Below are 26155 nucleotides of genomic sequence, written 5' to 3'. Positions count from 1 at the left end.
ATCACGAAAAATCCTGCCGAATATAATATTTGTTACTCTATGTGAAGTGGTTTACAATCAAGGGGAGTAGAATTCTTTGCATTGATTTGGGTGCCACGTCAGAACGTGGCCGAAGGGGGAACTGCAGTATGAATGGGCCAGACACAAAAATACCACAAGCAACGGCGAAACGGCTGCCGTTATATTATCGTTTTATCCAGAGTCTTTATAACTCCGGCAAGTTGCGTGTCTCGTCAGCAGAGCTCAGCGAAGCGGTCAAAGTCGACTCCGCGACGATCCGTCGTGACTTTTCCTACTTTGGGGCGTTAGGGAAAAAAGGGTACGGTTATAATGTTCAACATTTGTTAACATTTTTCCGAAAGACACTCAACCAAGACGAGGTCACGAATGTCGCCTTAATCGGGGTCGGACATCTCGGAACAGCGTTTGCAAATTATAACTTTTTAAAGAATAATAGTACTCGTATCGTCATCGCGTTTGACGCCGATGAGGACAAGGTCGGAACAACGACGCAGGACGTTCCAATTTATCACGTCTCGGATATGAAAGAACAAATCCAAGCGAACCATGTCGATGTCGCCATCTTGACGGTACCGTCTCAGTTCGCCCAGTCAGTGGCAGATGAGTTAGTTGAGTATGGTGTGACCGGCATTTTGAACTTTACACCGGCCCGGTTGAATGTACCGGCCCACGTTCGGGTGCATCACATCGATCTGTCAATCGAGCTGCAGTCGCTCGTCTATTTCATGAAGCATTATTCGCAATCAGCTGAAGGAGTGAAATCATAATGGAAAACCTTATTCCGTTAACGGTCGGATTCATTGGACCAGGAAGCATCGCCTTGATCGGTGTCGTCGCCCTCATCATCTTCGGACCGAAGAAATTACCGGAACTCGGCCGCGCTGCCGGACAGACGTTAAAAGAGTTCAAGAGTGCGACACACGGCATCATGGATGATGATAAAGACAAAAAGGACGAAACGAAAGAGAAGTGAGTGAATCATGGCGATCGATCAAGAACAGAGTGTGACATCGCACTTAGATGAACTGCGTAAGCGGATCGTCTGGTCGCTCATCATTGTAGTGGTCATGTTTATCGCAGCCTTTCCGCTCGTCCGGCCGCTCGTCCGTTTCTTACAGGCCGACTTAAAGGAACTCGGAATTGGGCTGAATGCGTTTAACGTTGTTGATCCACTGATGTTATATCTGAATCTTGCGTTCATCATCGCAATCGTCTTGGCATCCCCGTTTTGGATGTATCAGCTTTGGGCATTCATCCGTCCCGGTCTGCACGACCAAGAACAAAAAGCGACGTTGACGTATATTCCCGTGACGTTTTTCTTATTCCTTGCGGGTGTTTCATTTTCTTATTTTTGGCTGTTGCCGTTTTTACTCGAAGTATCGACAGAACTCGGACAAGAGCTCGGAATCGAACAGGTCATCGGAGTCGAGAATTATTTCAGCTTTCTGATCCGGTTGACGATTCCGTTTGGTCTGTTGTTCCAGTTGCCGGTCGTGACGATGTTTTTGACACGGCTCGGACTCGTGACGCCGTTCTTCATGCGGAAGAATCGGAAGTATGCGTATTTTGCGTTGTTCGTGATTGCGGCGTTGATCTCACCGCCCGACATTACGTCGCATTTGATGATTTCTGTTCCGTTGTTCGTTTTATATGAAATCAGTATCCTGATTTCAGCACGGACCTATAAAAAAGTCCTGATTCTCGAGCAGGAAGCTGAACTCGAACGACAGGCGGATATGATGCGTGAGCTGAACAAATAACGGAAGATTCTCCTTTGCCGGTAAGGTGAGGGAGATTTTTTTGTAAGCGGTCTAATTTTATATTGAAAAAATGAACAGCAATGGGTATACTCATTATAGAAACACACGGGGGCTTAGCTCAGCTGGGAGAGCGTTTGGCTGGCAGCCAAAAGGTCGTCGGTTCGAGCCCGATAGTCTCCATATTGCTTTACCTGCCGAAACCTTGGGAAACCAAGGTTTTTTTTGTGTCTTCAGAAAAACGGTCTCTTTTGATAAAAAGGTAAATGAAGGATGTTAACTGATTGATATACCATAAACCAACAATTATTTTTAAAATACTCCAAATTTAAATTGTATATTAAGCAAAAGTTGATTAAACTAAAAATACAGAATTTTCGTTTAATATGTTTTGTGCCACATTACATTTTTGGAAAAGAGGAAAAAGAATGAAGAAAAAGAAGATTGCTCTTATGGCGGCAGCCCTCATGACATCTTCCAGCCTAGTTCATGCTGAGGGACACGTGTCATCACAAAAAGTGGATGTACAAAAGCCACAAGCACTCTCACTGAAAAAAGCGGGTCAGGAAAAGTCATACAGCCAAAACGAAAAAGTACGGATTGTCGTCGAACTCGATCAAAAAGCCGCGATTGAACATGCGCAGGCACAAAATAAACGTTACAGCACGTTGAGCAATACGGAAAAAATCATTCTCAAGAATCAAATCGTCAATAAACAAAAAGAAGTCAAAGCAGCAATTGCCCAAAAAGACATTGCTGTTTCCTATAAAGAAAGCTTCACGACCGTCCTGAACGGGTTCAGCGGTGAAGTTAAATACGGTGAAATCAAAGAGTTGAAAAAGTTAAGCGGCATCAAGGCCGTACATATCGCACATGAGTATGCGCGTCCGGAAGTCGAAAAAGGCGCGACACCAAACATGTTGCACAGTAAAGACATGGTCAATGCAAAAGAAACATGGCAGGACTATGGCTATAAAGGGGAAGGCACCATCGTTGCCGTCATCGATACGGGAATCGATCCGACGCACAAGGACATGGTCCTCAGTCCGGAGACAAAAGTTGATTTGACGTCGTCAAAAGTCGAAGGCTTCAAAGCTTCAAAGGGATTAAAAGGAAACTACTTTACGGAAAAAGTCCCGTACGGTTATAACTATGCCGATCATGACAGTGAAATCCGTGACCTCGGACCAGGTGCTTCGATGCACGGAATGCACGTTGCCGGTACGGTTGGTGCCAACGGCGATGAAACGAACGGCGGGATCAAAGGGGTGGCACCGGAGACACAACTGCTTGCGATGAAAGTATTCGGCAATGATCCGGGGATGCCGTCGACATTCAGTGATATCTACATCAAAGCGATCGATGATGCGATTGCGCTCGGCGCAGATGTCATCAACATGAGTCTTGGTTCAACGGCCTCGTTCGTCCAAAAAGATGATCCGGAACAAAAAGCGATCGTTAATGCGATGAACAACGGGATTTTATGTGCGATTTCGGCCGGAAACTCGGCATTTGCCGGAAGCGGTGCCGGAAATCCATATGCATCGAATCCGGATGTCGGTGTCGTCGGTTCGCCGGGACTAATCAGCGAATCGCTGCAAGTCGCGTCTGTTGAAAACACACAGCTGACACTCGAAGGTATGGCATTAACGGTTGACGGACAGGATGCCGGTTACTTGGCCTACCAAAAACAAGATTCACCGAATCCGATTGCTGTTTTTGATAAAGAGAAGATGGATGTCGTGTATGTTGGTGACGGCAGTGAATCCAACTATGCGGACAAAGACGTCAAAGATAAAGTCGTCTTCGTCGTCCGAAACGGTAACTTTAACTACGCGATGATTCAAGCGGAAGCTGAAAAACAAGGAGCAGCCGGCGTCATCGTTCGCGGTCGTGTCGAACACGGCGATTACGTCAGCATGGCGCTCAATAAACCGACGATTCCACTCGTCTCGTTAAGCATTGCCGACGGAAACGAGCTCGAAGCGAAAGCAAAAGCAGGTAAAGCGTTGACAGTTACGTTTGACGGGAAAGCGGTCTCGACACCAAACCCGGTCGCCGGAGAAATGTCTGATTTCACATCATGGGGTGTGACACCGAACCTTGATTTTAAACCGGAAATCACGGCACCGGGCGGAAAAATCTACTCCACTCTCAACGCCAACGAATATGGCGTCATGAGCGGGACTTCGATGGCAGCACCACACGTTGCCGGCGGAACAGCACTCGTCATGCAACGGATCGATAAGGACTTTAAAGTCAGCGGGGCGACACGTGTTAAACTCGCGAAGACCATTTTGATGAACACGTCTCGTCCGCAACTCGATAAAGGAAAATACAATGCGGAAGCAAAAACCGGTAACTATTACTCTCCGCGTCGTGAAGGAGCGGGTCTGATGGACTTGCGTGCGGCGATGAAAACACCGGTCGTCGTAACGGAAACAAAATCGGGCGAAGGAAAAGCCGCCTTGAAACAAGTCGGCGACAAGTTCAGCTTTACGCTCGACTTGAAGAACTACAGCAATGAAAAACTGACGTACAAACTGGCTGGAACGGTCCAATCGGATCTCGCCGTCCAAGGTCAAAATTTCCTGGAAGCGAACGGTATCTTTAAAAAAGGAACAGTTGATGCGGTCGATGCCAATAAAGGCACGTTCCCGATTTCCTTCACGGTCGGCTCGAAGAAAGCAAGTTCAGTCGCGATTAACGCGAAGAGCACGACAAAAGTCAACGTTACGGTTGATTTAAAAGATACAGTCGATTGGGCAAACGGTGTACCGCTTGAAACCATCTTCGAAAACGGCTACTTTGTCGAAGGATTCGTCCGTCTGATCGATACAAAGAGCAAAAATCCTGAGTTGACAGTTCCGTATGTCGGCTTCAAAGGAGCATGGGACAAAGCACCAATCGTCGATGCACCGGTGTATGATGAAAACACGTTCTACGGCGTCACAGGTCTTGCGACAGAAGTGAAGGATAACTTCAACTTCCTCGGAACGAATGCTGCAGGCGACGTCGTTAAAGAAAAAGTCTCGTTCTCACCGAACGGGGACGGCAGTGCCGATGAGGCCTTCCCGGTCCTGTCGTTCTTACGGAACGCGAAAAAGGTCGAGTACTCGATTCTTGACCGCAACAAAACAACACTCCGTAAACTGGAAACGCAGTCAGACGTCATCAAAAACTATTATGACGGCGGATCGGAAGACGGTTACACACCGGTGACGAATGCGGCGTGGGATGGAACGGTCAACGGTGCAAAAGCCAAAGATGGTCTGTACTACTATCAGGTCAAATCAGTCGTCGATTATCCGAATGCGAAATGGCAGACGGCGTTATTCCCGATCTACATTGATACAAAAGTTCCGGCAGCAACCGTTAAATGGGATGCTGACAAAAAAGCAGTTTCTTGGACAGCCGGTGACCAAGGAACAGGTGTCGCTTCATTCGATATCCTGGTCGACGGAAAAAGTGTCTTGAAACAGCCGCTTGCGCCATCTGCTAAAAACTACACGCTGACGGATCTGCCAAGCCGTGCAAAAGTCACGTTCGTCGTAACGGATTATGCGGGCAACAGCGTGAAGAAAAACGTCAACACTTCAGGTGTCGATAAAGCCGTTCCGAGTGTCCAGATCGATACACCGGAAGCACTCGGCTTAACGACATCACAACAAGTGACGGTTTCAGGAAACGTCGCGGATGAGTCCGGCATCAAATCATTCAAAATCAACGGAAAAGCCGTTAAATTACGCTGGGATGCGGTTCAACAACACTATGCATTCAACCATGACATCACGTATACGACAGATGGTGTGAAGTCGTTTAAAGTCGAAGCCTATGATGGAAAAGGCAATCGTGTTGCCTTCAGCCGTCAAGTCATCATCGACTCGGAGCGTCCGACAATCCGCGTGACAGCACCAAAAACGGTTTCAAGCAAAACGAAAACAGCGAAGATGACGATTGTCCTGCGCGATAACTACGATGAGTTACGCTTTGATCTGAATGGCAACGCCGAATACCGCCGTTCGTTCAAGGAGCCATACGAAATGCGCGCCTTTAAGAAAACGATCAACAAGACCGTTACCTTGAAAAAAGGTCAAAACGTCTACAACTTGAAATTAAAAGATCTAGGCGGCCATGTCGTCGAGAAGAAAGTTGTCATCACGAAGAAATAAGAAGTGGAAGACAGTGTTGGTTCCGGTGGATGTCTGCCGGAAGCGACACTGTTTTTTGTTTTGTCACAGAATGAATGAATCGGAACGTCTTCCGAAACGGTTTCCGTGTTTATCAAGTTGAGGGAAGGGGAAATTTCTTTATAGGTTATTTTTTGAGGGGGAACTCGTATGAATCCATTTACTACACTCATTGCTTTCATCGTCGGCTGTCTGGTTCTGTATCTCGGAATTCGCGATAAGAACGGTTGGTTGATCGGTGTCGCGATGATTCCGTTAGCCATCGTTGCATACAGTGTCATCTATCTAATCATTCAGGTCTCGGTCTAGAAACTTCTTTTTAGAAGTTTCTTTTTTTTGAAACATAATTGGTAAAATGTAAGTATATTACATTAAGAAATGATGGAGAGGAACGTGTTGCAATGAATGCTGTGACAGGACAACAGACGGAATTACAGGAACTTTATCAACACATGCATCAACGGACGACCGCTAAACTGTGGGGCGTCTTGGCACTCTTCTTGTTTGCCAGTAACCTGATGGAACAACCTGTCCTTGCTTTGATCATTCCGATTTTATATTTCGCTTATGACATAATCATGCAACGGCGACGTTTTCAAATCGTTGCCCGTCACACCTCCCAAAGATCAGCAGACCGTCTGTTCCGTCTTCATGTCGGCGTCGGCCTGCTTCAATACGGAGCGCTGGCTGCGTTGATTGTTCTCACGGCTAATCGTTCGAGCACGGTCTTTTTGCTCGGACTGTGTCTTGGCGTCATCCCGTTTTACTGGCTTTGCCGGCGTTTCTTGACGTACCGTTCCAAACAGATTGATCCGACTTATATCAGTGAAACAGAAATCCAGCAGGGATGAAGGAGGAAAGTCAGATGCAAACGGCAAAGGACGAACGGTTACATGAACTGACACTTGCCTATATCGACAAGAGTCAGCTTCAAAAAAACGGCTGGCTGATGGCTGCCGTGGCGGCGACGCTCGGCATTTTTTCGGAAACGATGGATTCCGCCCTTTATTTGGGTCTGTTGCCGCTTGTCTATCTGATTTTTGATCTTCCGTTTCAGCTAGAAAAACGCAGGATTTTAGAACGGTATCTCTCTAAAGATCAGATTATGACACAATCGATGCTGTGGCTCGGCATTCAGATTGTGTTATACGGCTCATTGCTCATGGTGATACTTGAAACGAGTGATCTGTCCTTATGGAAAATGACGTTTTGGGTCATACTGATTCTCGCTCCGATTTATTTTGCGACTGATTGGTTGTTTAAAAAAATGGCCCGGTCAGGCGATCCCGACTTCGTCAGTGATCAGGAAGTGCATAAGCACGTGAAGTACTTGGAAGAATGACAGCTAAAGGAGAGAACATCATGCGTACGGCACGGGACGAACGGTTACATGAATTGACGCTGGCTTATATGGAAAAGGACTTCTTAGGAAAAAAATGGGTGTGGACGTTCTTATTGTTGATGCTTGTCGGAATTTTAATAACTGTGTTTGACTCGGTTTTGTTCAGTCTATTATTTCCGGCAGCTTTTCTCGCCTCGAATCTTCGTTATCAATTCAAAAAACGTCAGATTCTTGAATCGTATATCGGAGAAGAGTTGGCAACCAAACAGTGGCGTTTTGGGATCATCTATAAAGTGATTCTGTATACGATTTTCGTCGTCCTAATGGTAGCGACGATGGAACGCCCATTTTGGCAGATGTGGCTTAGCCTGATGCTCATTCTGATTCCGCTGTATGCAGTGTGTGAATGGACATTCAAGAAACTGCAACTACGTGATGATCCGGATTTTGTCAGTGATCAGGAAGTATACAAAAATGTATGAAATAGGAGCTAACATCAAATGAATACACTGCTTGAAAAAAATACACGGTTAAATTTGCTTGGACCGCCGCTTAAAAAACTTCAACATCTGATTCCGGTTCCGGTTTTAGTATTTGCCTTAATCGGCTGGTTCATTCCAGATTTTTGGAAAACGGGACTGTTTACGTTATTTGCAGTTACGGTACTTTGTCTCGCAGGCGTCGTCCGCGAAATCATGCGTCTGCGGATTTTAAAGCGACGTTTGGAAACTGATTTATATGAACAGACCGTTTTAAAGGTCGGTCGGGCTTCAATGATTGGGTATTTTGTGCCGATGTTTTTAATGTATTCTGGTTATGTTTTCCCAGGATATTCAGGTATTTCTTTCGCCCTGATTCTGTTCTGGGTGTTCGCAATTACGGTATACGTCTCTCGATTGAACACGATAGCAAAACAGCTTGATCCTGCTTTCGTGACAATGCGGGAAATCGAACAGTACCGGAAAAGAGGTTGATTCGGTAGAGAGGGGAGCATGTTATGGAAGAGAGTACACAGCAACGAACACTTGATTATTTGCGCTTCACGAAACGTGCCCGGCGTGTTCAAACGGTATTTTTTCTACTCGTCTTGGTCGTCTTTTTGTTTCTGGCAGATGATCTAAACTTCGCCGAAACCTCAATGCATTACTTTTTACTGCTTCCTGTCCTCGGCTACCAATGGACGGTCCGCTTGTTGAAGTACCGTTATTTCACGAAACGATTTGACCGGATGGAAGTCTGGGATCATCTCGGGTTGCCGTACATCGTCATTACAATTACGGAGCTTCTACTTGTCGTGGCGTCCCAGTTCTTGATTCCGTATGTGTTGCGTCCAACGCTGATCGGACCGATTCTGGTCTTGTTACTGTCCGTCTTGTCACTCGACCGTCTCGTCGATTCCCGGATCAAACGACTTGATCCGACGCATTTATCAGAGCGCGAGCTGATTCTCGCGGAACGGGAAGCGCGGCGGGTTAAATATTGAATGATGTAATAAAACGATACGTAAAACACAACAGCAGCGAGGGGAAGTTGAAATCCCTCTCGCTGCTGTTGTGTTTTAAAGAAATGATTTGATTCACGAGACTCCTGCAGGAGAAAGCGCAAGGTAACTTGCGCTGTCAGAGACAAACAAGACCCGCTTTCCTGCTCAAATGGGCAGGAAAACTGGCTTGTGTCTCGCCTGAGGAAAGCGAGTGAAACCAAAAATCATTTCTTATTGGTTGATCAGTGTTCTTACTTTTTCAGAAGGAGATAGATAAAGTACGGAGCGCCGATCAGCGCAACGACGATTCCGGCAGGCACGCCGTCCGGACCGGCAATGTTGCGTCCAATCGTATCCGCCAAGACAAGCAGCCAACCGCCGATCAATAAAGCAATCGGCAGGAACCATTGATGGCGGGGACCGACGAGCGCCCGTGCGATGTGCGGCGCCATCAAACCGATGAAGGAAATGCCGCCTGTGACAGAGACGGCGGATGCCGCGAGTGCGACAGCCGTCAGCAACAGCTGAATCCGTTCCTTTTCAATCGATACGCCGACGCCGATCGCAACCGGTTCGTTTAAGGCGAGCAGATTGAGCTTATTCGCTTTATAGAGCGTAAACGGAATCAGGACGATCAACCAAGGCAGTAAAGCATAGACGAACGTCCAGTCCGTTCCCCAAATGTTACCGGCGAGCCATTTGGCGATGAAGTCGACCTTTTCGCGTTTCGTCGATGAAATTAGAATGACCATGATGCCGGACAACGCCATTGAGAAGCCGACACCGGTCAAAATCAACCGGATTGGTTGCAAGCCGCGATTCCGGTCATACGACAGCGCATAAATGGCCACGGCCGTCACTAAAGCACCTAAGAATGCAGCAACCGGCAATCCGTAGATGAATGAGCCGACATCTACCGGAAAGTAGAGGAAGAAAATCGCAACCGCGACCCCGGCTCCCGTATTGATGCCGATGATTCCGGGGTCGGCCAGTTCATTTCGGGTGATGCCCTGCAAAATCGAACCGGACAAGGCGAGTGCCATTCCGGCAAGTAACGTGATGATAATCCGCGGCAGACGGAGCGAGAACAGGACAAAGTCTTCTTTAAAGGAGCCCTGACCAAACAGTGTCGGTAACAGACGGTCGTAGGAGACGGACGCCGGACCAAGACCGATGCTGACAACAATCGTGCCGAGCAGTAACAGACTTAATAATAAAAAGATCAAGCGTTGACGACGGCGTAAACGGGTTTCCATCATGAGAATGCGTGGCCTCCTTTACGGACAATCAATAAGAAGAACGGCAGTCCGAGCATCGAGACGATGGCAATGACCGGTGTCTCGTACGGTGCGAACAGCGTCCGGCCGATCGTATCGGCGAGCAGCATGAACGTCGCTCCGAAGACAGCCGTCATCGGCAGAATAAACCGGTAATCGGTGCCGACGATGGCGCGGACGATATGCGGAATCATCAGACCGATGAAGGCCATGTTGCCGACCAACGCGACGGCGGCCCCGGCCAGGAGAATGATAACTACGTAAAGGACGGCTTTAATCCGGATGATATTCTGACCAAGACCAAGAGCCACTTCTTCCGACAGACTGAGAAGCGTCAACTGGCGTGAGAAAATCAGGGCAATGACGGTTCCGATCAGGATGACCGGCGTGATGGCCTGCAACTGTCCCCACGTCGTCCCGACGAGACCGCCTGACGTCCACTGCGAAACATCCTGGGCAATCTTAAAGTAAATCCCGATACCTTCCGCGATCGCATACAGGAAAGCGGAAATCGCAGATCCGGCGAGAACGATCCGGAGCGGGGAGAAGCCGCCTTTTCGGGAAGCACCGATCCCGAAGACAAGTGCCGCACCAAGAGCTGCCCCGAGGAAACAAGCAAGCATGATGCCGTAGTAGTTAATGCCGGGCAGGAGAACGATGGCTAAGGCGAGTGCCGCGTTGGCACCGGCCGTCAAACCGAGCAGGCCGGGGTCAGCGAGCGGATTACGGGTCATTGCCTGCATGATTGCTCCTGAGATGCCGAGGGCGGCACCGACGAGAATCGCTGCCAGTTCACGCGGCAGACGGATTTCCTGAATGATTTTTGCTTTATCGTTAAGCGGACCGAACGTCAAGGCGTTCCAGACTTCACGGACGGTCGTATCGGCCGCACCAAAGGTCATCGACAGCCAGAACATGATGACGAACAAAATCAGTCCGAATGAAATTTTTAAGCCAAAAGGCAGTCGAGCGGATGACACGGGTATCGCCTCCAGTTGGTATGAATCCAAAAAAGGAGGGAGCGATGAGGCTCCCTCCTTTAGTATACGTTATGCGCCAAGAAAACTTTTCTTGAAGAACTCCAGTTGACGTTCCAACGTGAGTGGATCGTTGAAGTAGAATTCTTTTGAATCAACTTCAAAGACATGGTTGTTTTTGACGGCAGGGATGTTTTTATACGTGTCTGTTTCTGTGAATGAATTATCGGCTTCCGCTGTTTTGCTGAAGATCAGGTAGTCGCCTGCATACTCCGGTAAGACTTCAGGTGATAACGCGTAGTAGCCGTCTTTTAATGCCATCTCGGTGACTTTTTTCGGCATTTTCAGCTTCATCTCTTGGTAGAGAATTTCTGTGCCGCGGCCCCAGTTGTCGCCGAAGACGTAGAGTTGTTTGTCGAAGCTTTCGATGACGGAAACGGTTTTGTCTTCCCCGATCTTGGCTTTAATTTCTTTTCCGGCATCCGCAGCGCGTGTTTTAAAGTCTTTGACCCAGTCGCGTGCTTCCTGCTCTTTGTTGAGCAATTTTCCGATTTCGATGTGTTGCGTCAAGTAGTCGACTTTTCCGTATGTGTATGTGACAGTCGGTGCGATTTTTTTGAATTTATCGATGTTTTTTGTCGTGTTGTAGCCGATGATGAGATCCGGCTCGAGTTCGATGACTTTCTCAACGTTCTCTTCGGAGACTTCTTTGACGTTTTTCAAATCAAACTTCGGATTTGATTTAGACCATGAGTCGACGCCGACGAGCGGGACGTCAAGCGCCATGACATTTCCGGCAAAACCGGCGAGGACAACAACACGTTTCGGATTCGCCGGTACTTCGACGTCTCCCGTTTCGGATTTATAGGTAATCGTTTCTTTTTTGGTATCGGCCGACGAGGTGTCTTCCTTTTTATCCGTGTTGCCGCAGGCGGCAATGACAAGCGTTAACAATAAAAGAACCGGTAATAACAGTTTTTTCATGACTTCAATCTCCCTTAATTAAGTTGTAGGTGACGCACATCGGTTTGTTCGTGCGCGGATCACGACCGATTTCGGCATCGATATGGAATACATCTTTCAGGACGTCTTTTGAGATGACTTCCTCACACGTTCCGGCTTTAACGACTTCACCGTCTTTCATGGCGATGATGTAGTCGGCGAAACGCGCCGCTTGATTCAAATCGTGTAACACCATCACGATGGTCCGGCCTTGCGTCCGGTTGAGCTGTTCGAGCAGCTCAAGGACTTCGAGCTGGTGGGCGAGATCAAGATAGGTGGTCGGTTCGTCGAGAAAAATGATGTCCGTTTCCTGGGCGAGGGCCATCGCGATCCAGACCCGTTGCCGTTGACCGCCGGATAAAGCGTCGACCGGACGATGTTTGAATGCCATCGTGTCGGTTGCTTCGAGTGCCCAGTCGATGATTTCGTAATCATGTTTCGTTAGACGTCCGAATCCTTTCTGATAGGGAAAGCGACCGTATGAGACAAGCTCTGCGACCGTCAGACCACTTGCGCTTTCCGGTGTCTGTGGCAGGATAGCCATTTTCCGGGCAAGCAGTTTTGTACTTTCCTTCGCGATATCGAGACCATCGAGTAACGCACGCCCCGATTTATGGGGGATGATCCGGGTCATCGCCTTCAGTAACGTTGATTTTCCGCAACCGTTCGCCCCGATGATCGTCGTGATTTGCCGATCGGGAATCTGAACCGTCAAGTCTTTGACGATGGTACGATCTCCGTAACCGATGCTGATTTCTTCTGTTGCTAGACGTACCATATGCACAGACTCCTTTTCGTTTAAAACTGTTTTCATTGATAATGATTATCACTATCGTCAAACTAACCATACCAGTTCCATAAAAACGCTGTCAACATTTTTTCTTGTCTTCAAGACATGTTCACGTTATCATTGGGAATGAGAATGATAATCAGTCGTATCGAATCGTGAGGGAGTGAGCGAGATGGAACAGCAGGAATTGTTCGATGTAACGGTAATTGGTGGAGGCCCGGCCGGGTTATACTCTACTTTCTATAGTGGGCTACGCGGAATGAAGACGAAATTGATCGAATATCAGGCAGAACTGGGTGGAAAGATTCACGTCTATCCGGAGAAGATGATTTGGGACGTTGGGGGTCAGCCGCCCATTACCGGTGCAAAGCTGATGGAACAGCTGGTCGAACAAGGATTGACGTTCAATCCGACCGTTCATTTAAACGAAAAAATCATTTCCATCACGAAGGATGTTTTTGGCAACTTCGTGCTCGAAGCAGAATCTGGGGTGATTCACTATTCGAAAACAGTCATCGTTGCCGTTGGCGGCGGAATCCTCAATCCGCAGAAGCTGAAAATCGAGGGCGCTGAACGGTATGAAGTGTCGAACTTGAACTACACCGTCAAATCGATTGAACGCTTTAAGGATAAGACGGTCATCATTTCCGGCGGCGGGAACTCGGCCATCGACTGGGCGAATGAACTGGAACCTGTCGCGAAAAAAGTTTACGTCACGTACCGGAAAGACTGCTTCACAGGGCATGAAGCCCAGGTCGAACAGCTTGTCAACAGCTCCGCCGTTTGTCTGTTAAACACGACGATCCATAAGCTGATTGCGAGCGACGATCACCATCGGATTGCCTCGGTCGAACTGATCGATTGCACGACGAACGAGACGGTGGCGCTTGAAATTGATGAAGTCATCATCAACCACGGTTATGAGCAGGATGCCGAGCTGCTGGCGAACTGTGATCTCGATTTACAACAGGTTGATGATTTTTATATTGCTGGAACAGCATCAAGTGAATCGAGTGTACCTGGTCTCTACGCGGCAGGGGATATCCTGTCGCACGAAGGAAAAGTCCATCTCATCTCCGGTGCTTTTCAGGATGCGGCAAACGCCGTCAACCGGGCGAAGAAATATATTGAACCGGAGGCACCAAAAGTCGCGATGGTGTCGTCGCATAATGAAGTCTTTAAAAAACGGAATCGGGAATTGATTCAGGAAATGGTGAACCAGAATCATTAACAAACAGAGCAAAAACGTATTTCTACAGCCTTTTCGGTTGCGGAAGTACGTTTTTTGTCTGTTCTGTACTACTACAGAACGATTTGACATCTAGCTGTATTTAGGACAAAATTCACTTATGTGTTTTTAAAATGTGTGAAATTAAGGAGGCAGATTATGGCAGCAACGAAACGCAAACCACTTGGTCTTGCTTGGCAGATTTTAATCGGATTGATTCTCGGGATTACCGTCGGTGGTATCTTTTACGGGAATCCACATGTCGCGGAGTGGCTGAAGCCAATCGGTGATATCTTTATCCGGATGATGAAAATGATCGTCGTCCCAATCGTCTTTACGACAATCGTGCTCGGTGTTTCATCGGTCGGAAGTCCAAAAAGTCTGGGACGCCTTGGCGCGAAGACGCTCGGTTACTTTACAATCGTCACGATGATTGCGATCTTTACCGGATTATTCGCAGCAAACCTTGTTGAGCCGGGAGCCGGTATCAATATGGCGACGCTTGAAAAGACGGACATCTCAACGTACGTCGCGACAGAAGAAACGACGAAAGATCAAGGTCTTGTCGAAAAAATCGTCAATATCGTGCCGACGAACATCTTGGACGCGATGGTACGCGGTGATATGCTCGCCATCATCTTCTTCTCGGTCCTATTTGGACTCGGTGTCGGATTTGCGGGCGAAAAAGGCTTGCCGGTCGTCCGCTTCTTCGAAGGTGTCGCAGCGGCGATGTTCAACCTGGTTAACATCGTCATGAAGTTCGCACCGATCGGTGTCTTCGCCTTGATTGGTGTCACTGTCTCGACGTTCGGAATCGAATCACTCGGTTCATTATTTAAATTGATCGGAACGTTATATGTCACGGCGCTTCTTTTCATGGTCATCGTCTTTGGCTCGATCATGAAATGGGTCGGCATCCGGGTATCGGATTTCGTCCGTGTCTTTAAGGATGAATTACTCCTGACGTATTCGACGGCATCGTCGGAAACAGTGTTACCACGCGTCATGGAGAAACTGGAGAAGATGGGTGTGCCAAAATCGATCGTCAGCTTCGTTGTTCCGACGGGTTACTCATTTAACCTCGATGGATCAGCACTTTACCAAGCCATGGCTGCGTTGTTCATCGCGCAGATGTACAACATTGATTTATCGATCGGCACGCAGTTGACGCTTGTCTTCGTTCTGATGCTGACGTCAAAAGGAATGGCTGCTGTACCGGGAGTTTCGTTTGTTGTGTTGCTCGCAACACTCGGAACGGTCGGGATTCCACCAGAAGGTCTCGCCTTCATCGCCGGGATCGACCGGATCATGGATATGATGCGTTCTGTCGTCAACGTGACAGGGAACACGCTCGCATCACTCGTCATCGCGAAGTGGGAAGGTGTCCTTGATTCCGACCAACTCGACGAGTTCATGTCGACGGAAGGTAAGCAGGATAAAGTGAAAAGTGCATAATAGGTACGACAGCAGACCAGATGAATCGTCATCTGGTCTTTTTTTGTATTCGTAGAACGATGGTGTCGTTTTGGGCACGACCGATTTTCTCGGGCGGAACGCAAGCCACGCTCGTCTCTGACGACCGGGTCTCGCCTGTTCCTGACGGAAGCAGTGCTTCCTTTTCCCGTAGAAGTCGGGCGATGAACAAACGATACCTTTGTTGAATGGGTTGAATATCAGATTGTCAAAATATATCAAATCGCAACGTTTATGAATAAAATAATTAATTTATCATGATTGTTGAAAATAAGTTGAATAATGTTGATATAAAAATTAATATTATTAATATAGAACGTTGAATAAACAACAAAAGGAGGAAAACAAGTGAATCTATTTATTCCGTTAATGATCACGATTGGGTTATTTGGTGGACAGTTTTACCTTTCAAGAAAAAGTAATTGGCTCGGAGTGATTATGCCTGTACTTGTCTTAGTGGCAGGAGCATACATATACTTCTATACAGGAGAGCATTCCGATGACCGTGAATCATTGATTCGAATTGGAACGCTTATGCTGACATCAATCCTAGTCAGTATGTCAGTGGAGGGGAATAAGTCCCGGAAGAAAAAACTACAACGCGAAAAGGATCGCCTCGATATTCAAGATTTGTAAGAGAGAAGTGAGGGAAAACGATGGAACGACAGGATGTACCTGCTTGGGTACTGGCTTTAGAACAAGAACATCTCGAATTCATCCGGAAGTTCGTCTTAAACTCCGGTTCGCTAAAAGACATGGCAACTTCTTATCAGGTATCCTATCCGACCGTCCGGACGAAGTTAAACCAGTTGATTGAACGAATCGAGTCCGTACAACAAGAGGACGTCGAGTTCATCAATATGATCAAGAATCTTGTTCTGGATGAACGGTTGAATCTTGATATCGCGAAGGTGATTATCGATTCCTACCAAAAAGATCAGGCAAAGTGAAGGAAAACAAAAATGAGATCACCGAGTAAAATCGGCGATCTCATTTTGCGTTATTTCTTGTCGTCCTTTTTTTCCTGTTCTTTTTTGATCATCTTCTTGGCTGCCATCCGGAAGCGGAAGATGAGGTAGAGACGGTAAAAGTCGACCGCTGCGAACAGCGTCAAGAGGATTGTCCAGAAGTTGAAGACCGTTCCGGCCTCAATCGAATTACTGTACGCGAGGTACATGAAAAGAATACCGAAGATGGCATAGAAAAATGCCATGAAGTTTGAACCTTGTCGCATGAAAACACTACCTTTCGTTAATTAAGTCGTTGCGTATAGGGCAAGTACGACGATGCCGTTGTTAAAGACATGGATCGCGATCGGAGCGATGATGCGGCGTGTCTTGACGAAGACGAGTGAGAAGACGAAACTCATCGCGACGTAAATCAAGAATTTATTATCTCCGTGAATCAAACCGAAGATGACACCGCTGAGAACGAAGCTGAAGATGAAGTTCAGTTTCGTCGACAAGTTTCCAAACATGATGTGCCGGAACAGAAACTCTTCCATGATCGGACCTAGCAGGACGACCATGACTTGAAGAATCGGAATGACCTGAATCGCCTTCATGATGTCATCCGTATTTTGTGATTTCGCGATGTTTTCAATCCCACCGGACATCCAGGCATCAATCAAGTTGACACTGATTAAAGAGACATACAGTAAGACAATCCCGATTCCGATCCACTTTAACGTATCCATCGTATCGGTTTGGTTGCCCTCTGCTTTCCACTTCTGCCAGTCAGGACGTAGACAATAGAAGGAAACGATGACGGCTACGGTAAAACCAATCGCGAGCCACCAGCCGAGAACACTCGGAATTTGGCTTTTTGACAGGAAACTCGGAAAGGTCGCCGGGACAAGTTGCACGATTAAATAAATCACGATCGGAATGACGTGACGGATTTGCCACTTCTCAGCCATATTAAACGGCAGATTGACGGAATTTTTCATCGGGCGGAACACAACTCCTTTGTAATGAAGGTACTGTCCCGATTGTAACAAACAAACCGACCGGGCGCACGAATGGTGATGGTTCAAAGATGGCAATTTCGGGAAAACGGATAAGGGTTCGGGCTTGAATTCCAACCGGAAACCGTTTAAGATAAAAATATGTTAGCACTCCAATTAAGTGAGTGCTAAAAAACAGTCATGTTCAAGGAGGATGTTTCGCATGTTAAAACCACTTGGTGATCGCATTGTGATCGAAGTCGTTAAAAAAGAAGAAACAACACTCGGAGGAATCGTTCTTCCTGGGTCAGCGAAAGAAAAGCCGCAAGAGGGTAAAGTCGTCGCTGTCGGTACAGGCCGTGTGACGGAGCAGGGTGTCCGTGTACCACTTGAAGTGAATGTCGGGGACCACGTCATCTATGCGCAATACGCAGGGTCAGAAGTGAAAGTCGATGGCAACGAATACTTAATCTTACGCGAAAGCGATATTTTAGCAGTAGCAAACTAATCAAAGGGGGATTTCAGTCATGGCAAAAGATATCTTATTCAGTGAAGAAGCACGCCGAGCGATGCTTCGCGGAGTAGACGCATTAGCGGATGCGGTTAAAGTCACGATCGGACCAAAAGGACGGAACGTCGTTCTCGAACGTAAATTCGGTTCACCACTCATCACGAATGACGGTGTGACGATTGCAAAAGAAATCGAACTCGAAGATCACTTCGAAAACATGGGCGCGAAGCTTGTCGCAGAAGTCGCGTCGAAAACAAACGAAATCGCAGGGGATGGTACGACAACAGCGACAGTCCTCGCACAAGCGATGATTCGTGAAGGACTCAAGAACGTCACTGCAGGTGCGAACCCGATGGTCATCCGTAAAGGGATCGAAAAAGCAGTCCGTCGTGCCGTCGAAGAACTGCACGCGATCGCAAAACCAATCGAAGGCAAGGAAGCGATCGCCCAAGTTGCGGCGATTTCAGCTGCTGACGAAGAAGTCGGTCAATTGATTGCGGAAGCGATGGAACGTGTCGGTCAGGACGGTGTCATCACAATCGAAGAATCACGCGGCTTCACGACGGAACTCGACGTCGTCGAAGGAATGCAATTCGATCGTGGATATGCATCACCGTACATGATCACGGATTCCGATAAGATGGAAGCGGTCCTTGAGAACCCGTACATCCTGATCACGGACAAAAAGATTTCGAACATCCAGGAAATCCTGCCGGTGCTTGAGCAGGTCGTCCAACAAAACAAACCACTCTTGATCATCGCGGAAGATGTCGAAGGCGAAGCACTCGCGACACTCGTCGTCAACAAACTCCGTGGAACGTTCAACGCTGTTGCCGTTAAAGCACCAGGTTTCGGAGACCGTCGTAAAGCGATGCTCGAAGACATTTCGATCGTTACTGGCGCAGAACTGATCACAGAAGAGCTTGGTCTTGATCTGAAAGAAACACAAATCACGCAACTCGGCCGTGCATCGAAAGTCGTCGTCTCAAAAGACAACACGACAATCGTCGAAGGTAACGGACAAAGTGATTCAATCACAGCGCGTGTCGGAGCGATCCGTTCGCAAATCGAAGAAACGACAAGCGACTTCGATCGTGAAAAACTCCAAGAGCGTCTTGCGAAACTCGCAGGCGGCGTAGCCGTCGTCAAAGTCGGAGCAGCAACAGAAACGGAATTGAAAGAACGGAAGCTCCGAATTGAAGATGCACTCAACGCGACACGCGCAGCGGTCGAAGAAGGAATCGTTGCCGGTGGGGGAACGGCCTTCATCCACGTCACGAAAGCCGTCGAATCGATTCTTGCCGTTACAACAGGCGACGAAGCAACAGGTGTCAACATCGTTCTTCGTGCGCTCGAAGCACCGCTCCGCCAAATCGCGGAAAATGCCGGTCAAGAAGGTTCAGTCATCGTCGAGCGTCTCAAGCATGAAGCACAAGGCATGGGTTACAACGCCGCGACAGACGAGTATGTCGACATGATCGAAACAGGAATCGTCGATCCGGCGAAAGTAACGCGTTCAGCACTTCAAAACGCAGCGTCTGTTTCAGCGATGTTCCTAACGACAGAAGCCGTCATCGCCGATAAACCGGAACCAGCTGGTACACCTGCAATGCCTGATATGGGCGGCATGGGTGGAATGGGCGGAATGATGTAATCTAACCATAAAACGGCGCTAACTAGTATAGGTTTGTAGTTGTACTGTATTAGGAAACGCCATTTTATAATTAACTTTTGGGGAGACCCTTTGTAAGTTCTTTGAACTTATAGAGGGTCTTCTTTTTTTACTCTATTAGTACAAAACTTCTTTCGAAGTTTATTTTATGCATGATAATTTCTATTGAGTATGAATGAGTATTTTTTAAATTCTTTAAAAAGAATAGTAAATATTTTTCGGAAAATGGAATTGTAAATCAGGAAAACTATATAATTAAAATCAAATAAAAGGCAACGCTTCAAGGGGGATGAAGAATGAAGAATAGGATTCATATAATGGGTGCTTCGGGGTCCGGAACATCCACACTGGGCAAAGCTTTAGCAGAAGTTCTTCCACATAATTCTTTAGATACAGATGATTATTTTTGGATATCTAAGTTTACTAAACAACGTTCCATACCTGATCGAATAGAAATGCTGAAAAATGACTTGTCGTGTTCCAAACAATGGGTTTTATCTGGAGCAGTTGTAAAGTGGGGAGAATGCTTAGAGTCTTATTTTGATCTCGTTATTTTCTTATGGGTTCCACCAGAAATAAGACTTGAAAGACTACAGCAACGGGAAATAAATCGGTATGGGGAAACAGTATTACCCGGTGGTAGCAAATATGAACAATCACAAGCCTTTTTGGAATGGGCTGCTCTATATGACAATGCTGGTGTGGAAGTTAGAAGTAAAGTTTTGCACGAAAAGTGGATGGCTGGATTATCTTGTCCGATATTGAGAATTGAAGGAGATTATTCAGTTGAAGAATGTGTGACTACGGTTAAGGAGTGTTTAGATTCGAGGAACTCAATTTAATCTTGCAATAAAAAGAATTTTCCAACACTTCTTTGTGAAGGGTTTTGTTTGGAAAGTATAAAGTATATAGAAAAGGATGAGATTAATGGACCAACTTGAAAAGATCACAATCAAGCCGTTAAAAGATCAGTTCGTAACGATCGTCAACGTAGCTAACGACCCATTTCCTATCATCGGCAAGATTATCCCCCAATTTTATGATGGCGTTTGGTCTTACGAAGAAGATTTATATGATACGCCATCGGAAACACGCTTTCCGGATGACAATCTCGATTGGACTACTTATATCGACAGTAATGAAAAGATTATTTTACTAACCTTTTACGAGGACGTGTGCATTGGTCAAATCCGTCTCGTCAAAGACTGGAACCGTTTTGCCTATATTGAAAACATCGCCGTCAAAAAGGATTTTCGAAAAAGCGGTGTCGGTCACTTGTTACTTGAAGCAGCCGAAACCTGGGCGAAGGAACAGTCGTTAATCGGCTTATCGCTTGAAGCACAAAACGATAATCTGATTGCCTGCCGTTTTTACGTCAAAGAAGGATTTGTCCTCGGCGGTGTGGATACGCTGAAACAGTCTGCTAATCCGAAGATTGATTTGACACTGTACTGGTATAAAATTTTTCAAGAAACTGAAGGAACTGCCGATGAACAAAAGTGAATTAATCGCATTAGCGGAACAGATGTTGATTGATGAGTATGTGTACGATGAAGAACGGGGTTATTCCACGAGTGAAGGTTCGCCATCTGACTTGGCGTATGAAATAGCACGTCGCTTTCAGGATGTTCAAATGCTTCCTGTTTTAATGGACCTGCTTGAACAGACTAAACGGTTGGACATGAAACAGCGTTTCTACTTTATGCTTGGGATGATTGGTACGAACACAGGCGACGTACGTGTTGCTGATTTATTGTTAGAGCAACTGGCGCAAGAGACGAAGCCGACACTGATTGTCAAAATCCTTGATGAACTGGCGAAACAGGAACGGATACATGACGCGACGGATATCACCAAGTATATCGAGGATGCCCGTTCGGCTATTCGAAATTCGGCGATTGAGGCACTGCGTGTCTGCCGGGGAGATGAAGCAGAGGATGCGTTAATTCGATTCATTACAACCTCCACCGATTCATTTGAAATCATGAGTGCGAATTTTGTGTTAGCAACCATCGGGACAGAGCGGGTGATTCCGTATCTGTTACCGCTCCTCGATCATCCGAAAGGTGATGTCCGGCACTCGGTGCTGAATGCCATAAGTGAACTCGGAGACGATACCTTCCTTCCAATGTTTATAAAAGGCTTAGAAGATCGGTCGATTGACGTCAAAGCATATGCATTGCTTGGGATTGCGAAACACGGGGATGCCTCCGCCATTCAGCCGGTCATCAAACGGCTGAAGATCATGTTGAAGCGACAGCGGCAGATTCAAAGCGACGAGATCTTGGTCGCATTCCGTTTTTTGAATCGCTATCGACAATCGGACAAGACGATTCCGGTGTTATTTGATTGGATCATCACGAAAAAATGGGATGTCCTGTTTGACGACGAGCAACAGTGGTTAAAAATGAACCATCCAGAGTGAGAGGTGACTTTAGCAACTGCTAAAGTTACCTTTTGTGATTTGTAAAAAAACAAAATTTCATCAAAATTAGCCGATTCATCTCCCATTTCTAAACAAAGTGAAAGTGGGAAATGAATCGCCAGCCTGCCTTTCGGGTATATTCCCTTTGAAGGAGGAGAAAAATGGTGTTGAAGCAAAAGGCCTACAAATTCAGAAGCTATCCGACAAAAGAGCAGGAAATCCTGATCGCGAAGACGATTGGATGTTCGCGTATCGTCTTCAACCATTTCCTAGCGAAATGGAATGAAATGTACAAGACCACTGGACAAGGACTGTCCTACGGCTCTTGTTCCAAAGAAATTCCTTCGTTGAAGCAAGAGTTCGATTGGTAGAAGGAAGTCGATAGTACATCTGTTCAGATCAGCGTCAAACATCTTCCCGATGCGTTTGACCGTTTCTTCAAGAAGCAGAATGAACGCCCTCGTTTCAAGTCCAAGCGCCATCCCGTCCAGTCGTACAAGACCAACATACAGGGCAAGTCTCAACTTCCTGAAGTCTCGATTGTGTGCAAGAAAATCAAACTTCCCAAGCTGAAATGGGTACGTTTTGCCCATTCGAAACAGATTACAGGCCGTATCTTAAATGCCACGATTCGACGCAATGCTTCAGGAAAATACTTCGTCTCCCTGCTCGTCGAGCAGGAAATCCACGAACTGCCGAAGACCGGTTCATCTGTCGGTGTCGACGTCGGACTCAAGAACTTTGCCATCCTGTCGGACGGAACGATGTACCAGAACGACCGTTACTTCCGTTCGCTCGAGAAGAAGCTGGCGCGCGAACAGCGTAAGCTCTCCCGCCCTCAACGAATCGCCCTGGCCAAGAAAGTGAAGCTTTCCGAGTCGAGGAACTACCAGAAGCAGAAGCGAAAGGTCGCCCGCATCCATGAAAAGATTGCCAACAAGCGCACTGACTTCCTGCACAAGGTATCGACCGAGATCGTCAAAAACCACGACGTCATCGGCATCGAGACTTTGCAGGTGAAGAACATGCAGAAGAACCGCAAATTGAGCAAGGCCATCTCGGACGTCAGCTGGTCGGCGTTCTTCCGCATGCTGGAGTACAAGGCGGACTGGTATGGGAAAACCGTCGTGAAGGTCGGAAAGACCTTCGCATCGAGTCAACTCTGCTCGAGGCGGTCATCAACACAAGGACGTGAAACATCTTGGCATGCGTGAATGGACATGTCCGAATTGCGGGTCCACCACGACCGTGATGTGAACGCAGGACTGAATCTCAAACGAGAAGCTGAACGTATCTTAGCTTCTTCAACCGTCGGGACGACGGGGTTAGCCTGATAAATTTTCGACCGTCAGGTCGGATAACTCAGGAATCCTCCACCTCTAAGCGAAGGTGGAGGTAGTTCAATCTTTACTAATCGTTCTAGAAAGGGTATGATCGGTTTGTAATCAGAAATCAACTCACCCTTTTTAGAACGTTCATTCTAAAAAACAGCGATGATGGTTCAGGTAACGATTGAAGGAGAAATAACATGGCTAGAAGTAAAGAGTTTGATGAAACAGTTGTCTTAAAAAAAGCGATGGAGTTGTTTTGGGAGCAAGGCTACGAAAAAACATCGATGCAGGATTTAGTCGACCGCATGGGGATCCACCGGAGAAGTATCTACGACACGTTTGGTGACAAACGCTCATTGTTCCTGGCGGCTCTGGATGCATATGAAAAATTCATTACGCACGAGATGGAGACGATCATTCGACAACAGGATTCGGTTCACGCGGCAATCCGTGATGTGTTCCTGTTCATCCTTCGTTCTTCGGACCAGTATCCAAAAGGATGTCTGTCGGTCAATGCGGCAGTCGAACTGTCCTTACTCGATCAGGAAATCGACCGGCTTGTGACAGCGATGTTCAACCGGACGGAAGGCATGTTCGAGGAGTTGATCCGGCATGGACAGCAAAACGGCGAACTGTCGGACGATATTGATCCGGTACAGACGGCGCGTTTTCTGCACAACAATCTGATTGGTCTGCGCGTTTTGATCAAAACGAACTACAGTCAAAAAGAATTAGAAAGTATCATCACCCTGGCACTCAAAGTGCTGGACTGACTTTCTTTTTTTACCCATTCTAGAACGTTCATTCTAAAAACAGCTTTACTATTTGAAGGAGGAAAATAATCATGACTACGACTCAACTACCAACACAATCACAATTTATCGAAGCAGCAGGAACACGTTATGCGTACCGGACAATGGGACAAACAGAAGGAACACCACTCGTCCTGTTCGTTCACTTCAGAGGAACGATCGAAAACTGGGATCCGAAATTGTTGGCACCGCTCGCAGTGACACGCCCGGTCATCCTGTTCGACAATAAAGGAGTCGGGGAGACGGAAGGTGAAACACCGGACAGCGTGACGGAGATGGCACAAGACGCGATCGCCTTCATCCGGGCACTCGGTCATGAACAAGTCGACGTCCTTGGTTTTTCAATCGGCGGTATGGTCGCACAGGAAGTCGCACTTCAAGCACCGCACCTGGTCCGGAAAATGATTTTGGCGGGAACGTCGCCGGAAGCGGGCGTCAATCCGAGCGCGGAAATCTTTGAGCGGATGAACCGGCACGAAGGAACGAAAGAGGACGGCATCAACGATTTCATGTTCTTCTTCTACGGACCAACCGAGACGAGCCGGGCAGCCGGAATGGCATCGCTTAAACGGATTTTTGCGCAGAAACAGTTTAACAGTTCGGATCAGGTCAAAGAGGCACAGATGCGGTCTGTTGGAAAATGGGCGCAGGCGAAGCCGGACGAAGACTACGAATGGTTACGGACGATCGAACATCCGGTTCTCGTGACAAACGGTGTCGATGACGTCATGGTTCCAACACAAAACAGTTACATCCTGACGGAAAAAATGCCGAATGCCCAGTTAATCATTTACCCGGATTCCGGACACGGTCATTTGTTTCAGTTCCCTGAACTGTTTGCTGCACACGTTAACTTATTCCTGGATTCAGATGCGATTTAAGCCGTGGTCAAAACAGACGAAGGAGGATATCTTATGAAAGCAGCCCAAATTACAAAGTATTCGAAAGTAATCGAAGCACAGGTCAACGAAGTACCTGTTCCTGAGATCAACGATCACGAAGTATTGATCAAGGTCAAAGCCGCTGCCATAAATCCGCTCGAGATGCTGATTATGACGGGCAGCGTCAAGCTCATCCAGGATTACGCGTTCCCGCTGACAATCGGAAATGAACTGGCCGGTGTCGTCGAAAAGGTCGGGAAACAGGTACACGGCTTTTCAGTCGGCGATGACGTCTACGGCCGTTTGTTGATTGAAAAAATCGGAGCGATTGCCGAGTACGCGGCTGTCGATACGGCAGCTCTTGCCATCATGCCGAAGAATTTATCGTACGAAGAGGCGGCAGCTGTTGCACTGACCGGATTGACGGCTTACCAGGGACTGCACGAAGAATTAAACGTCCGGTCCGGTAAAACGGTCTTTATTCCGGGCGGGTCCGGCAGTTTTGGTCAAATGGCAGTTCCGATTGCGAAAACACTTGGGCTGAAAGTGATTGTCAGCGGAAATGCCGAATCCTGTGAGCGAACGATGCAGCTCGGTGCCGATCAATACCTCGATTACGCGACGCAAAACTATGAAGACCTTTTGACGAACGTTGATTATGTCATCGATACGCTCGGACCAAAAGAGTTCAAAAAGGAACTTAGCATCCTCAAACGGGGAGGACGGTTGCTGTCGCTGCGGACCGGACCAAACAAACGATTTGCCCAAGACCGGAAGTTTCCATTTTGGAAACAAACATTATGTTCACTCGCAGGTGCCAGTTATGATCGAGCGGCAAAAAAACAGGGTGTCGAATACCGGTTCATCTTCGTCCGTGCAGACGGGACGCAATTAAGAGCCATCACCCAAATCGTCGAAGCCAATCAGATTGTCCCGGCCCTTCACCCGCAACGCTTTACGATTGAGCAGGTCAATGAAGCATTGAAGTTGGTCGCGACCGGACCTCCAAAAGGAAAGGTCATGATTACGTTTTGAAGA

General features: G+C 47.3%; 28 protein-coding genes, 1 tRNA gene and 1 pseudogene. 24 read left to right on the top strand and 6 right to left on the bottom strand.

Going from position 1 to position 26155, the window contains the following annotated elements:
• Nucleotides 1-128 precede the first annotated feature (128 nt).
• The 11 genes from ABIC15_RS13645 (at nucleotide 129) to ABIC15_RS13595 (ending at nucleotide 8793) form a co-directional block, all read left to right on the top strand.
• Nucleotides 129-788: a redox-sensing transcriptional repressor Rex gene (locus ABIC15_RS13645; protein WP_354020942.1), complete on the top strand. Its 660-nt coding sequence runs from the start codon at nucleotides 129-131 to the stop codon at nucleotides 786-788.
• A complete protein-coding gene (locus ABIC15_RS13640; protein WP_012371648.1) occupies nucleotides 788-994 on the top strand; it encodes a twin-arginine translocase TatA/TatE family subunit in 207 nt (68 codons plus the stop codon). Before ABIC15_RS13645 ends, ABIC15_RS13640 begins: the two co-directional genes overlap by 1 nt.
• Nucleotides 995-1001: 7 nt before the next feature.
• Nucleotides 1002-1781, top strand: a complete 780-nt coding sequence (tatC, locus tag ABIC15_RS13635) for a twin-arginine translocase subunit TatC (protein WP_012371647.1) — start codon at nucleotides 1002-1004, stop codon at nucleotides 1779-1781.
• A 107-nt stretch (nucleotides 1782-1888) separates the two neighbouring features.
• Nucleotides 1889-1961 (top strand) — tRNA-Ala (locus tag ABIC15_RS13630).
• 245 nt (nucleotides 1962-2206) lie between these two features.
• Complete coding sequence (locus ABIC15_RS13625; RefSeq protein ID WP_354020941.1) at nucleotides 2207-5950, top strand: S8 family serine peptidase; 3744 nt, start codon at nucleotides 2207-2209, stop codon at nucleotides 5948-5950.
• 168 nt (nucleotides 5951-6118) lie between these two features.
• Nucleotides 6119-6277 carry a hypothetical protein gene (locus ABIC15_RS13620; protein WP_012371645.1) on the top strand — a complete coding sequence of 53 codons (159 nt, stop codon included), beginning with the start codon at nucleotides 6119-6121 and terminating at the stop codon, nucleotides 6275-6277.
• Between the two features lie 92 nt (nucleotides 6278-6369).
• The gene (locus ABIC15_RS13615; RefSeq protein ID WP_012371644.1) at nucleotides 6370-6819 is read left to right on the top strand and encodes a hypothetical protein; all 450 of its coding nucleotides are present in this window, start codon (nucleotides 6370-6372) and stop codon (nucleotides 6817-6819) included.
• A 14-nt stretch (nucleotides 6820-6833) separates the two neighbouring features.
• The gene (locus ABIC15_RS13610; protein WP_354020940.1) at nucleotides 6834-7310 is read left to right on the top strand and encodes a hypothetical protein; all 477 of its coding nucleotides are present in this window, start codon (nucleotides 6834-6836) and stop codon (nucleotides 7308-7310) included.
• Between the two features lie 20 nt (nucleotides 7311-7330).
• Nucleotides 7331-7792, top strand: coding sequence for a hypothetical protein (locus tag ABIC15_RS13605; RefSeq protein WP_354020939.1), 462 nt, complete (start codon nucleotides 7331-7333; stop codon nucleotides 7790-7792).
• An 18-nt stretch (nucleotides 7793-7810) separates the two neighbouring features.
• Nucleotides 7811-8284 (top strand): hypothetical protein, encoded by a 474-nt coding sequence (locus tag ABIC15_RS13600; RefSeq protein WP_354020938.1) that lies wholly within the window; start codon nucleotides 7811-7813, stop codon nucleotides 8282-8284.
• 23 nt (nucleotides 8285-8307) lie between these two features.
• A complete protein-coding gene (locus ABIC15_RS13595; protein ID WP_354020937.1) occupies nucleotides 8308-8793 on the top strand; it encodes a hypothetical protein in 486 nt (161 codons plus the stop codon).
• A gap of 251 nt (nucleotides 8794-9044) precedes the next feature.
• Here the strand turns inward: ABIC15_RS13595 and ABIC15_RS13590 are convergent, their stop codons facing one another.
• The 4 genes from ABIC15_RS13590 to ABIC15_RS13575 form a co-directional block, all read right to left on the bottom strand.
• Nucleotides 9045-10052, bottom strand: a complete 1008-nt coding sequence (locus tag ABIC15_RS13590) for a FecCD family ABC transporter permease (RefSeq protein ID WP_012371639.1) — start codon at nucleotides 10050-10052, stop codon at nucleotides 9045-9047.
• Nucleotides 10049-11056 carry a FecCD family ABC transporter permease gene (locus tag ABIC15_RS13585; RefSeq protein ID WP_354020948.1) on the bottom strand — a complete coding sequence of 336 codons (1008 nt, stop codon included), beginning with the start codon at nucleotides 11054-11056 and terminating at the stop codon, nucleotides 10049-10051. Before ABIC15_RS13585 ends, ABIC15_RS13590 begins: the two co-directional genes overlap by 4 nt.
• 63 nt (nucleotides 11057-11119) lie before the next feature.
• Nucleotides 11120-12031 (bottom strand): iron-hydroxamate ABC transporter substrate-binding protein, encoded by a 912-nt coding sequence (locus ABIC15_RS13580; RefSeq protein WP_012371637.1) that lies wholly within the window; start codon nucleotides 12029-12031, stop codon nucleotides 11120-11122.
• Between the two features lie 4 nt (nucleotides 12032-12035).
• Nucleotides 12036-12827, bottom strand: coding sequence for an ABC transporter ATP-binding protein (locus ABIC15_RS13575; RefSeq protein ID WP_354020936.1), 792 nt, complete (start codon nucleotides 12825-12827; stop codon nucleotides 12036-12038).
• Nucleotides 12828-13011: 184 nt separating this feature from the next.
• Between ABIC15_RS13575 and ABIC15_RS13570 the strand changes: the two genes are divergently transcribed.
• The 4 genes from ABIC15_RS13570 (at nucleotide 13012) to ABIC15_RS13555 (ending at nucleotide 16490) form a co-directional block, all read left to right on the top strand.
• Complete coding sequence (locus tag ABIC15_RS13570; protein WP_354020935.1) at nucleotides 13012-14070, top strand: NAD(P)/FAD-dependent oxidoreductase; 1059 nt, start codon at nucleotides 13012-13014, stop codon at nucleotides 14068-14070.
• Nucleotides 14071-14226: 156 nt separating this feature from the next.
• Nucleotides 14227-15522, top strand: a complete 1296-nt coding sequence (locus tag ABIC15_RS13565) for a cation:dicarboxylate symporter family transporter (protein WP_214855822.1) — start codon at nucleotides 14227-14229, stop codon at nucleotides 15520-15522.
• Between the two features lie 366 nt (nucleotides 15523-15888).
• Nucleotides 15889-16176: a hypothetical protein gene (locus ABIC15_RS13560; RefSeq protein WP_114597265.1), complete on the top strand. Its 288-nt coding sequence runs from the start codon at nucleotides 15889-15891 to the stop codon at nucleotides 16174-16176.
• Nucleotides 16177-16196: 20 nt separating this feature from the next.
• Complete coding sequence (locus ABIC15_RS13555) at nucleotides 16197-16490, top strand: DUF2089 family protein (RefSeq protein WP_354020934.1); 294 nt, start codon at nucleotides 16197-16199, stop codon at nucleotides 16488-16490.
• A gap of 50 nt (nucleotides 16491-16540) precedes the next feature.
• Here ABIC15_RS13555 and ABIC15_RS13550 read toward each other — a convergent pair whose 3' ends face one another.
• Entirely contained in the window at nucleotides 16541-16774 is a 234-nt protein-coding gene (locus ABIC15_RS13550; protein ID WP_026831839.1) for a DUF4305 domain-containing protein, read from the bottom strand.
• A 21-nt stretch (nucleotides 16775-16795) separates the two neighbouring features.
• Entirely contained in the window at nucleotides 16796-17488 is a 693-nt protein-coding gene (locus ABIC15_RS13545; RefSeq protein WP_214855826.1) for a CPBP family intramembrane glutamic endopeptidase, read from the bottom strand.
• A gap of 220 nt (nucleotides 17489-17708) precedes the next feature.
• On the opposite strand from ABIC15_RS13545, the gene groES reads away from it, so the two are divergent.
• The 9 genes and pseudogenes from groES (at nucleotide 17709) to ABIC15_RS13495 (ending at nucleotide 26152) form a co-directional block, all read left to right on the top strand.
• Nucleotides 17709-17993 (top strand): co-chaperone GroES, encoded by a 285-nt coding sequence (gene groES, locus ABIC15_RS13540; protein WP_012371631.1) that lies wholly within the window; start codon nucleotides 17709-17711, stop codon nucleotides 17991-17993.
• Between the two features lie 19 nt (nucleotides 17994-18012).
• On the top strand, nucleotides 18013-19650 hold the full coding sequence (gene groL / locus ABIC15_RS13535) for a chaperonin GroEL (RefSeq protein ID WP_214855828.1): 1638 nt from the start codon (nucleotides 18013-18015) through the stop codon (nucleotides 19648-19650).
• A 314-nt stretch (nucleotides 19651-19964) separates the two neighbouring features.
• Complete coding sequence (locus tag ABIC15_RS13530; RefSeq protein WP_354020933.1) at nucleotides 19965-20510, top strand: ATP-binding protein; 546 nt, start codon at nucleotides 19965-19967, stop codon at nucleotides 20508-20510.
• An 85-nt stretch (nucleotides 20511-20595) separates the two neighbouring features.
• The gene (locus ABIC15_RS13525; RefSeq protein ID WP_354020932.1) at nucleotides 20596-21171 is read left to right on the top strand and encodes a GNAT family N-acetyltransferase; all 576 of its coding nucleotides are present in this window, start codon (nucleotides 20596-20598) and stop codon (nucleotides 21169-21171) included.
• Nucleotides 21158-22093: a HEAT repeat domain-containing protein gene (locus ABIC15_RS13520; protein WP_354020931.1), complete on the top strand. Its 936-nt coding sequence runs from the start codon at nucleotides 21158-21160 to the stop codon at nucleotides 22091-22093. The genes ABIC15_RS13525 and ABIC15_RS13520 overlap by 14 nt, the downstream gene beginning before the upstream one ends.
• A 161-nt stretch (nucleotides 22094-22254) precedes the next feature.
• Nucleotides 22255-23427, top strand: a pseudogene (tnpB, locus tag ABIC15_RS13510) (IS200/IS605 family element RNA-guided endonuclease TnpB).
• Nucleotides 23428-23621: 194 nt separating this feature from the next.
• A complete protein-coding gene (locus ABIC15_RS13505) occupies nucleotides 23622-24197 on the top strand; it encodes a TetR/AcrR family transcriptional regulator (protein ID WP_354020929.1) in 576 nt (191 codons plus the stop codon).
• Nucleotides 24198-24268: 71 nt separating this feature from the next.
• On the top strand, nucleotides 24269-25117 hold the full coding sequence (locus ABIC15_RS13500) for an alpha/beta fold hydrolase (protein ID WP_354020928.1): 849 nt from the start codon (nucleotides 24269-24271) through the stop codon (nucleotides 25115-25117).
• A 33-nt stretch (nucleotides 25118-25150) separates the two neighbouring features.
• Complete coding sequence (locus ABIC15_RS13495; RefSeq protein WP_354020927.1) at nucleotides 25151-26152, top strand: NADP-dependent oxidoreductase; 1002 nt, start codon at nucleotides 25151-25153, stop codon at nucleotides 26150-26152.
• The last annotated feature ends 3 nt before the right edge of the window (nucleotides 26153-26155 follow it).

The sequence above is a fragment of the Exiguobacterium sp. PvP048 genome, assembly GCF_040549175.1.
Taxonomy (GTDB): domain Bacteria; phylum Bacillota; class Bacilli; order Exiguobacteriales; family Exiguobacteriaceae; genus Exiguobacterium_A; species Exiguobacterium_A artemiae.
The sequence above is the reverse complement of the archived record's forward strand: the minus strand, read 5'-3'. Positions and strand labels throughout refer to the sequence as shown.

Coding starts and splice junctions, on each gene's coding strand:
- groL (WP_214855828.1), top strand. CDS start 18,013: ATGGCAAAAGATATCTTATTCAGTGAAGAAGCACGCCGAGCGATGCTT.
- ABIC15_RS13600 (WP_354020938.1), top strand. CDS start 7,811: ATGAATACACTGCTTGAAAAAAATACACGGTTAAATTTGCTTGGACCG.
- ABIC15_RS13625 (WP_354020941.1), top strand. CDS start 2,207: ATGAAGAAAAAGAAGATTGCTCTTATGGCGGCAGCCCTCATGACATCT.
- groES (WP_012371631.1), top strand. CDS start 17,709: ATGTTAAAACCACTTGGTGATCGCATTGTGATCGAAGTCGTTAAAAAA.
- ABIC15_RS13605 (WP_354020939.1), top strand. CDS start 7,331: ATGCGTACGGCACGGGACGAACGGTTACATGAATTGACGCTGGCTTAT.
- ABIC15_RS13590 (WP_012371639.1), bottom strand. CDS start 10,052: ATGATGGAAACCCGTTTACGCCGTCGTCAACGCTTGATCTTTTTATTA.
- ABIC15_RS13495 (WP_354020927.1), top strand. CDS start 25,151: ATGAAAGCAGCCCAAATTACAAAGTATTCGAAAGTAATCGAAGCACAG.
- ABIC15_RS13565 (WP_214855822.1), top strand. CDS start 14,227: ATGGCAGCAACGAAACGCAAACCACTTGGTCTTGCTTGGCAGATTTTA.
- ABIC15_RS13530 (WP_354020933.1), top strand. CDS start 19,965: ATGAAGAATAGGATTCATATAATGGGTGCTTCGGGGTCCGGAACATCC.
- ABIC15_RS13610 (WP_354020940.1), top strand. CDS start 6,834: ATGCAAACGGCAAAGGACGAACGGTTACATGAACTGACACTTGCCTAT.
- ABIC15_RS13520 (WP_354020931.1), top strand. CDS start 21,158: ATGAACAAAAGTGAATTAATCGCATTAGCGGAACAGATGTTGATTGAT.
- tatC (WP_012371647.1), top strand. CDS start 1,002: ATGGCGATCGATCAAGAACAGAGTGTGACATCGCACTTAGATGAACTG.
- ABIC15_RS13575 (WP_354020936.1), bottom strand. CDS start 12,827: ATGGTACGTCTAGCAACAGAAGAAATCAGCATCGGTTACGGAGATCGT.
- ABIC15_RS13555 (WP_354020934.1), top strand. CDS start 16,197: ATGGAACGACAGGATGTACCTGCTTGGGTACTGGCTTTAGAACAAGAA.
- ABIC15_RS13505 (WP_354020929.1), top strand. CDS start 23,622: ATGGCTAGAAGTAAAGAGTTTGATGAAACAGTTGTCTTAAAAAAAGCG.
- ABIC15_RS13595 (WP_354020937.1), top strand. CDS start 8,308: ATGGAAGAGAGTACACAGCAACGAACACTTGATTATTTGCGCTTCACG.
- ABIC15_RS13640 (WP_012371648.1), top strand. CDS start 788: ATGGAAAACCTTATTCCGTTAACGGTCGGATTCATTGGACCAGGAAGC.
- ABIC15_RS13570 (WP_354020935.1), top strand. CDS start 13,012: ATGGAACAGCAGGAATTGTTCGATGTAACGGTAATTGGTGGAGGCCCG.
- ABIC15_RS13620 (WP_012371645.1), top strand. CDS start 6,119: ATGAATCCATTTACTACACTCATTGCTTTCATCGTCGGCTGTCTGGTT.
- ABIC15_RS13500 (WP_354020928.1), top strand. CDS start 24,269: ATGACTACGACTCAACTACCAACACAATCACAATTTATCGAAGCAGCA.
- ABIC15_RS13525 (WP_354020932.1), top strand. CDS start 20,596: ATGGACCAACTTGAAAAGATCACAATCAAGCCGTTAAAAGATCAGTTC.
- ABIC15_RS13580 (WP_012371637.1), bottom strand. CDS start 12,031: ATGAAAAAACTGTTATTACCGGTTCTTTTATTGTTAACGCTTGTCATT.
- ABIC15_RS13545 (WP_214855826.1), bottom strand. CDS start 17,488: ATGAAAAATTCCGTCAATCTGCCGTTTAATATGGCTGAGAAGTGGCAA.
- ABIC15_RS13645 (WP_354020942.1), top strand. CDS start 129: ATGAATGGGCCAGACACAAAAATACCACAAGCAACGGCGAAACGGCTG.
- ABIC15_RS13615 (WP_012371644.1), top strand. CDS start 6,370: ATGAATGCTGTGACAGGACAACAGACGGAATTACAGGAACTTTATCAA.
- ABIC15_RS13550 (WP_026831839.1), bottom strand. CDS start 16,774: ATGCGACAAGGTTCAAACTTCATGGCATTTTTCTATGCCATCTTCGGT.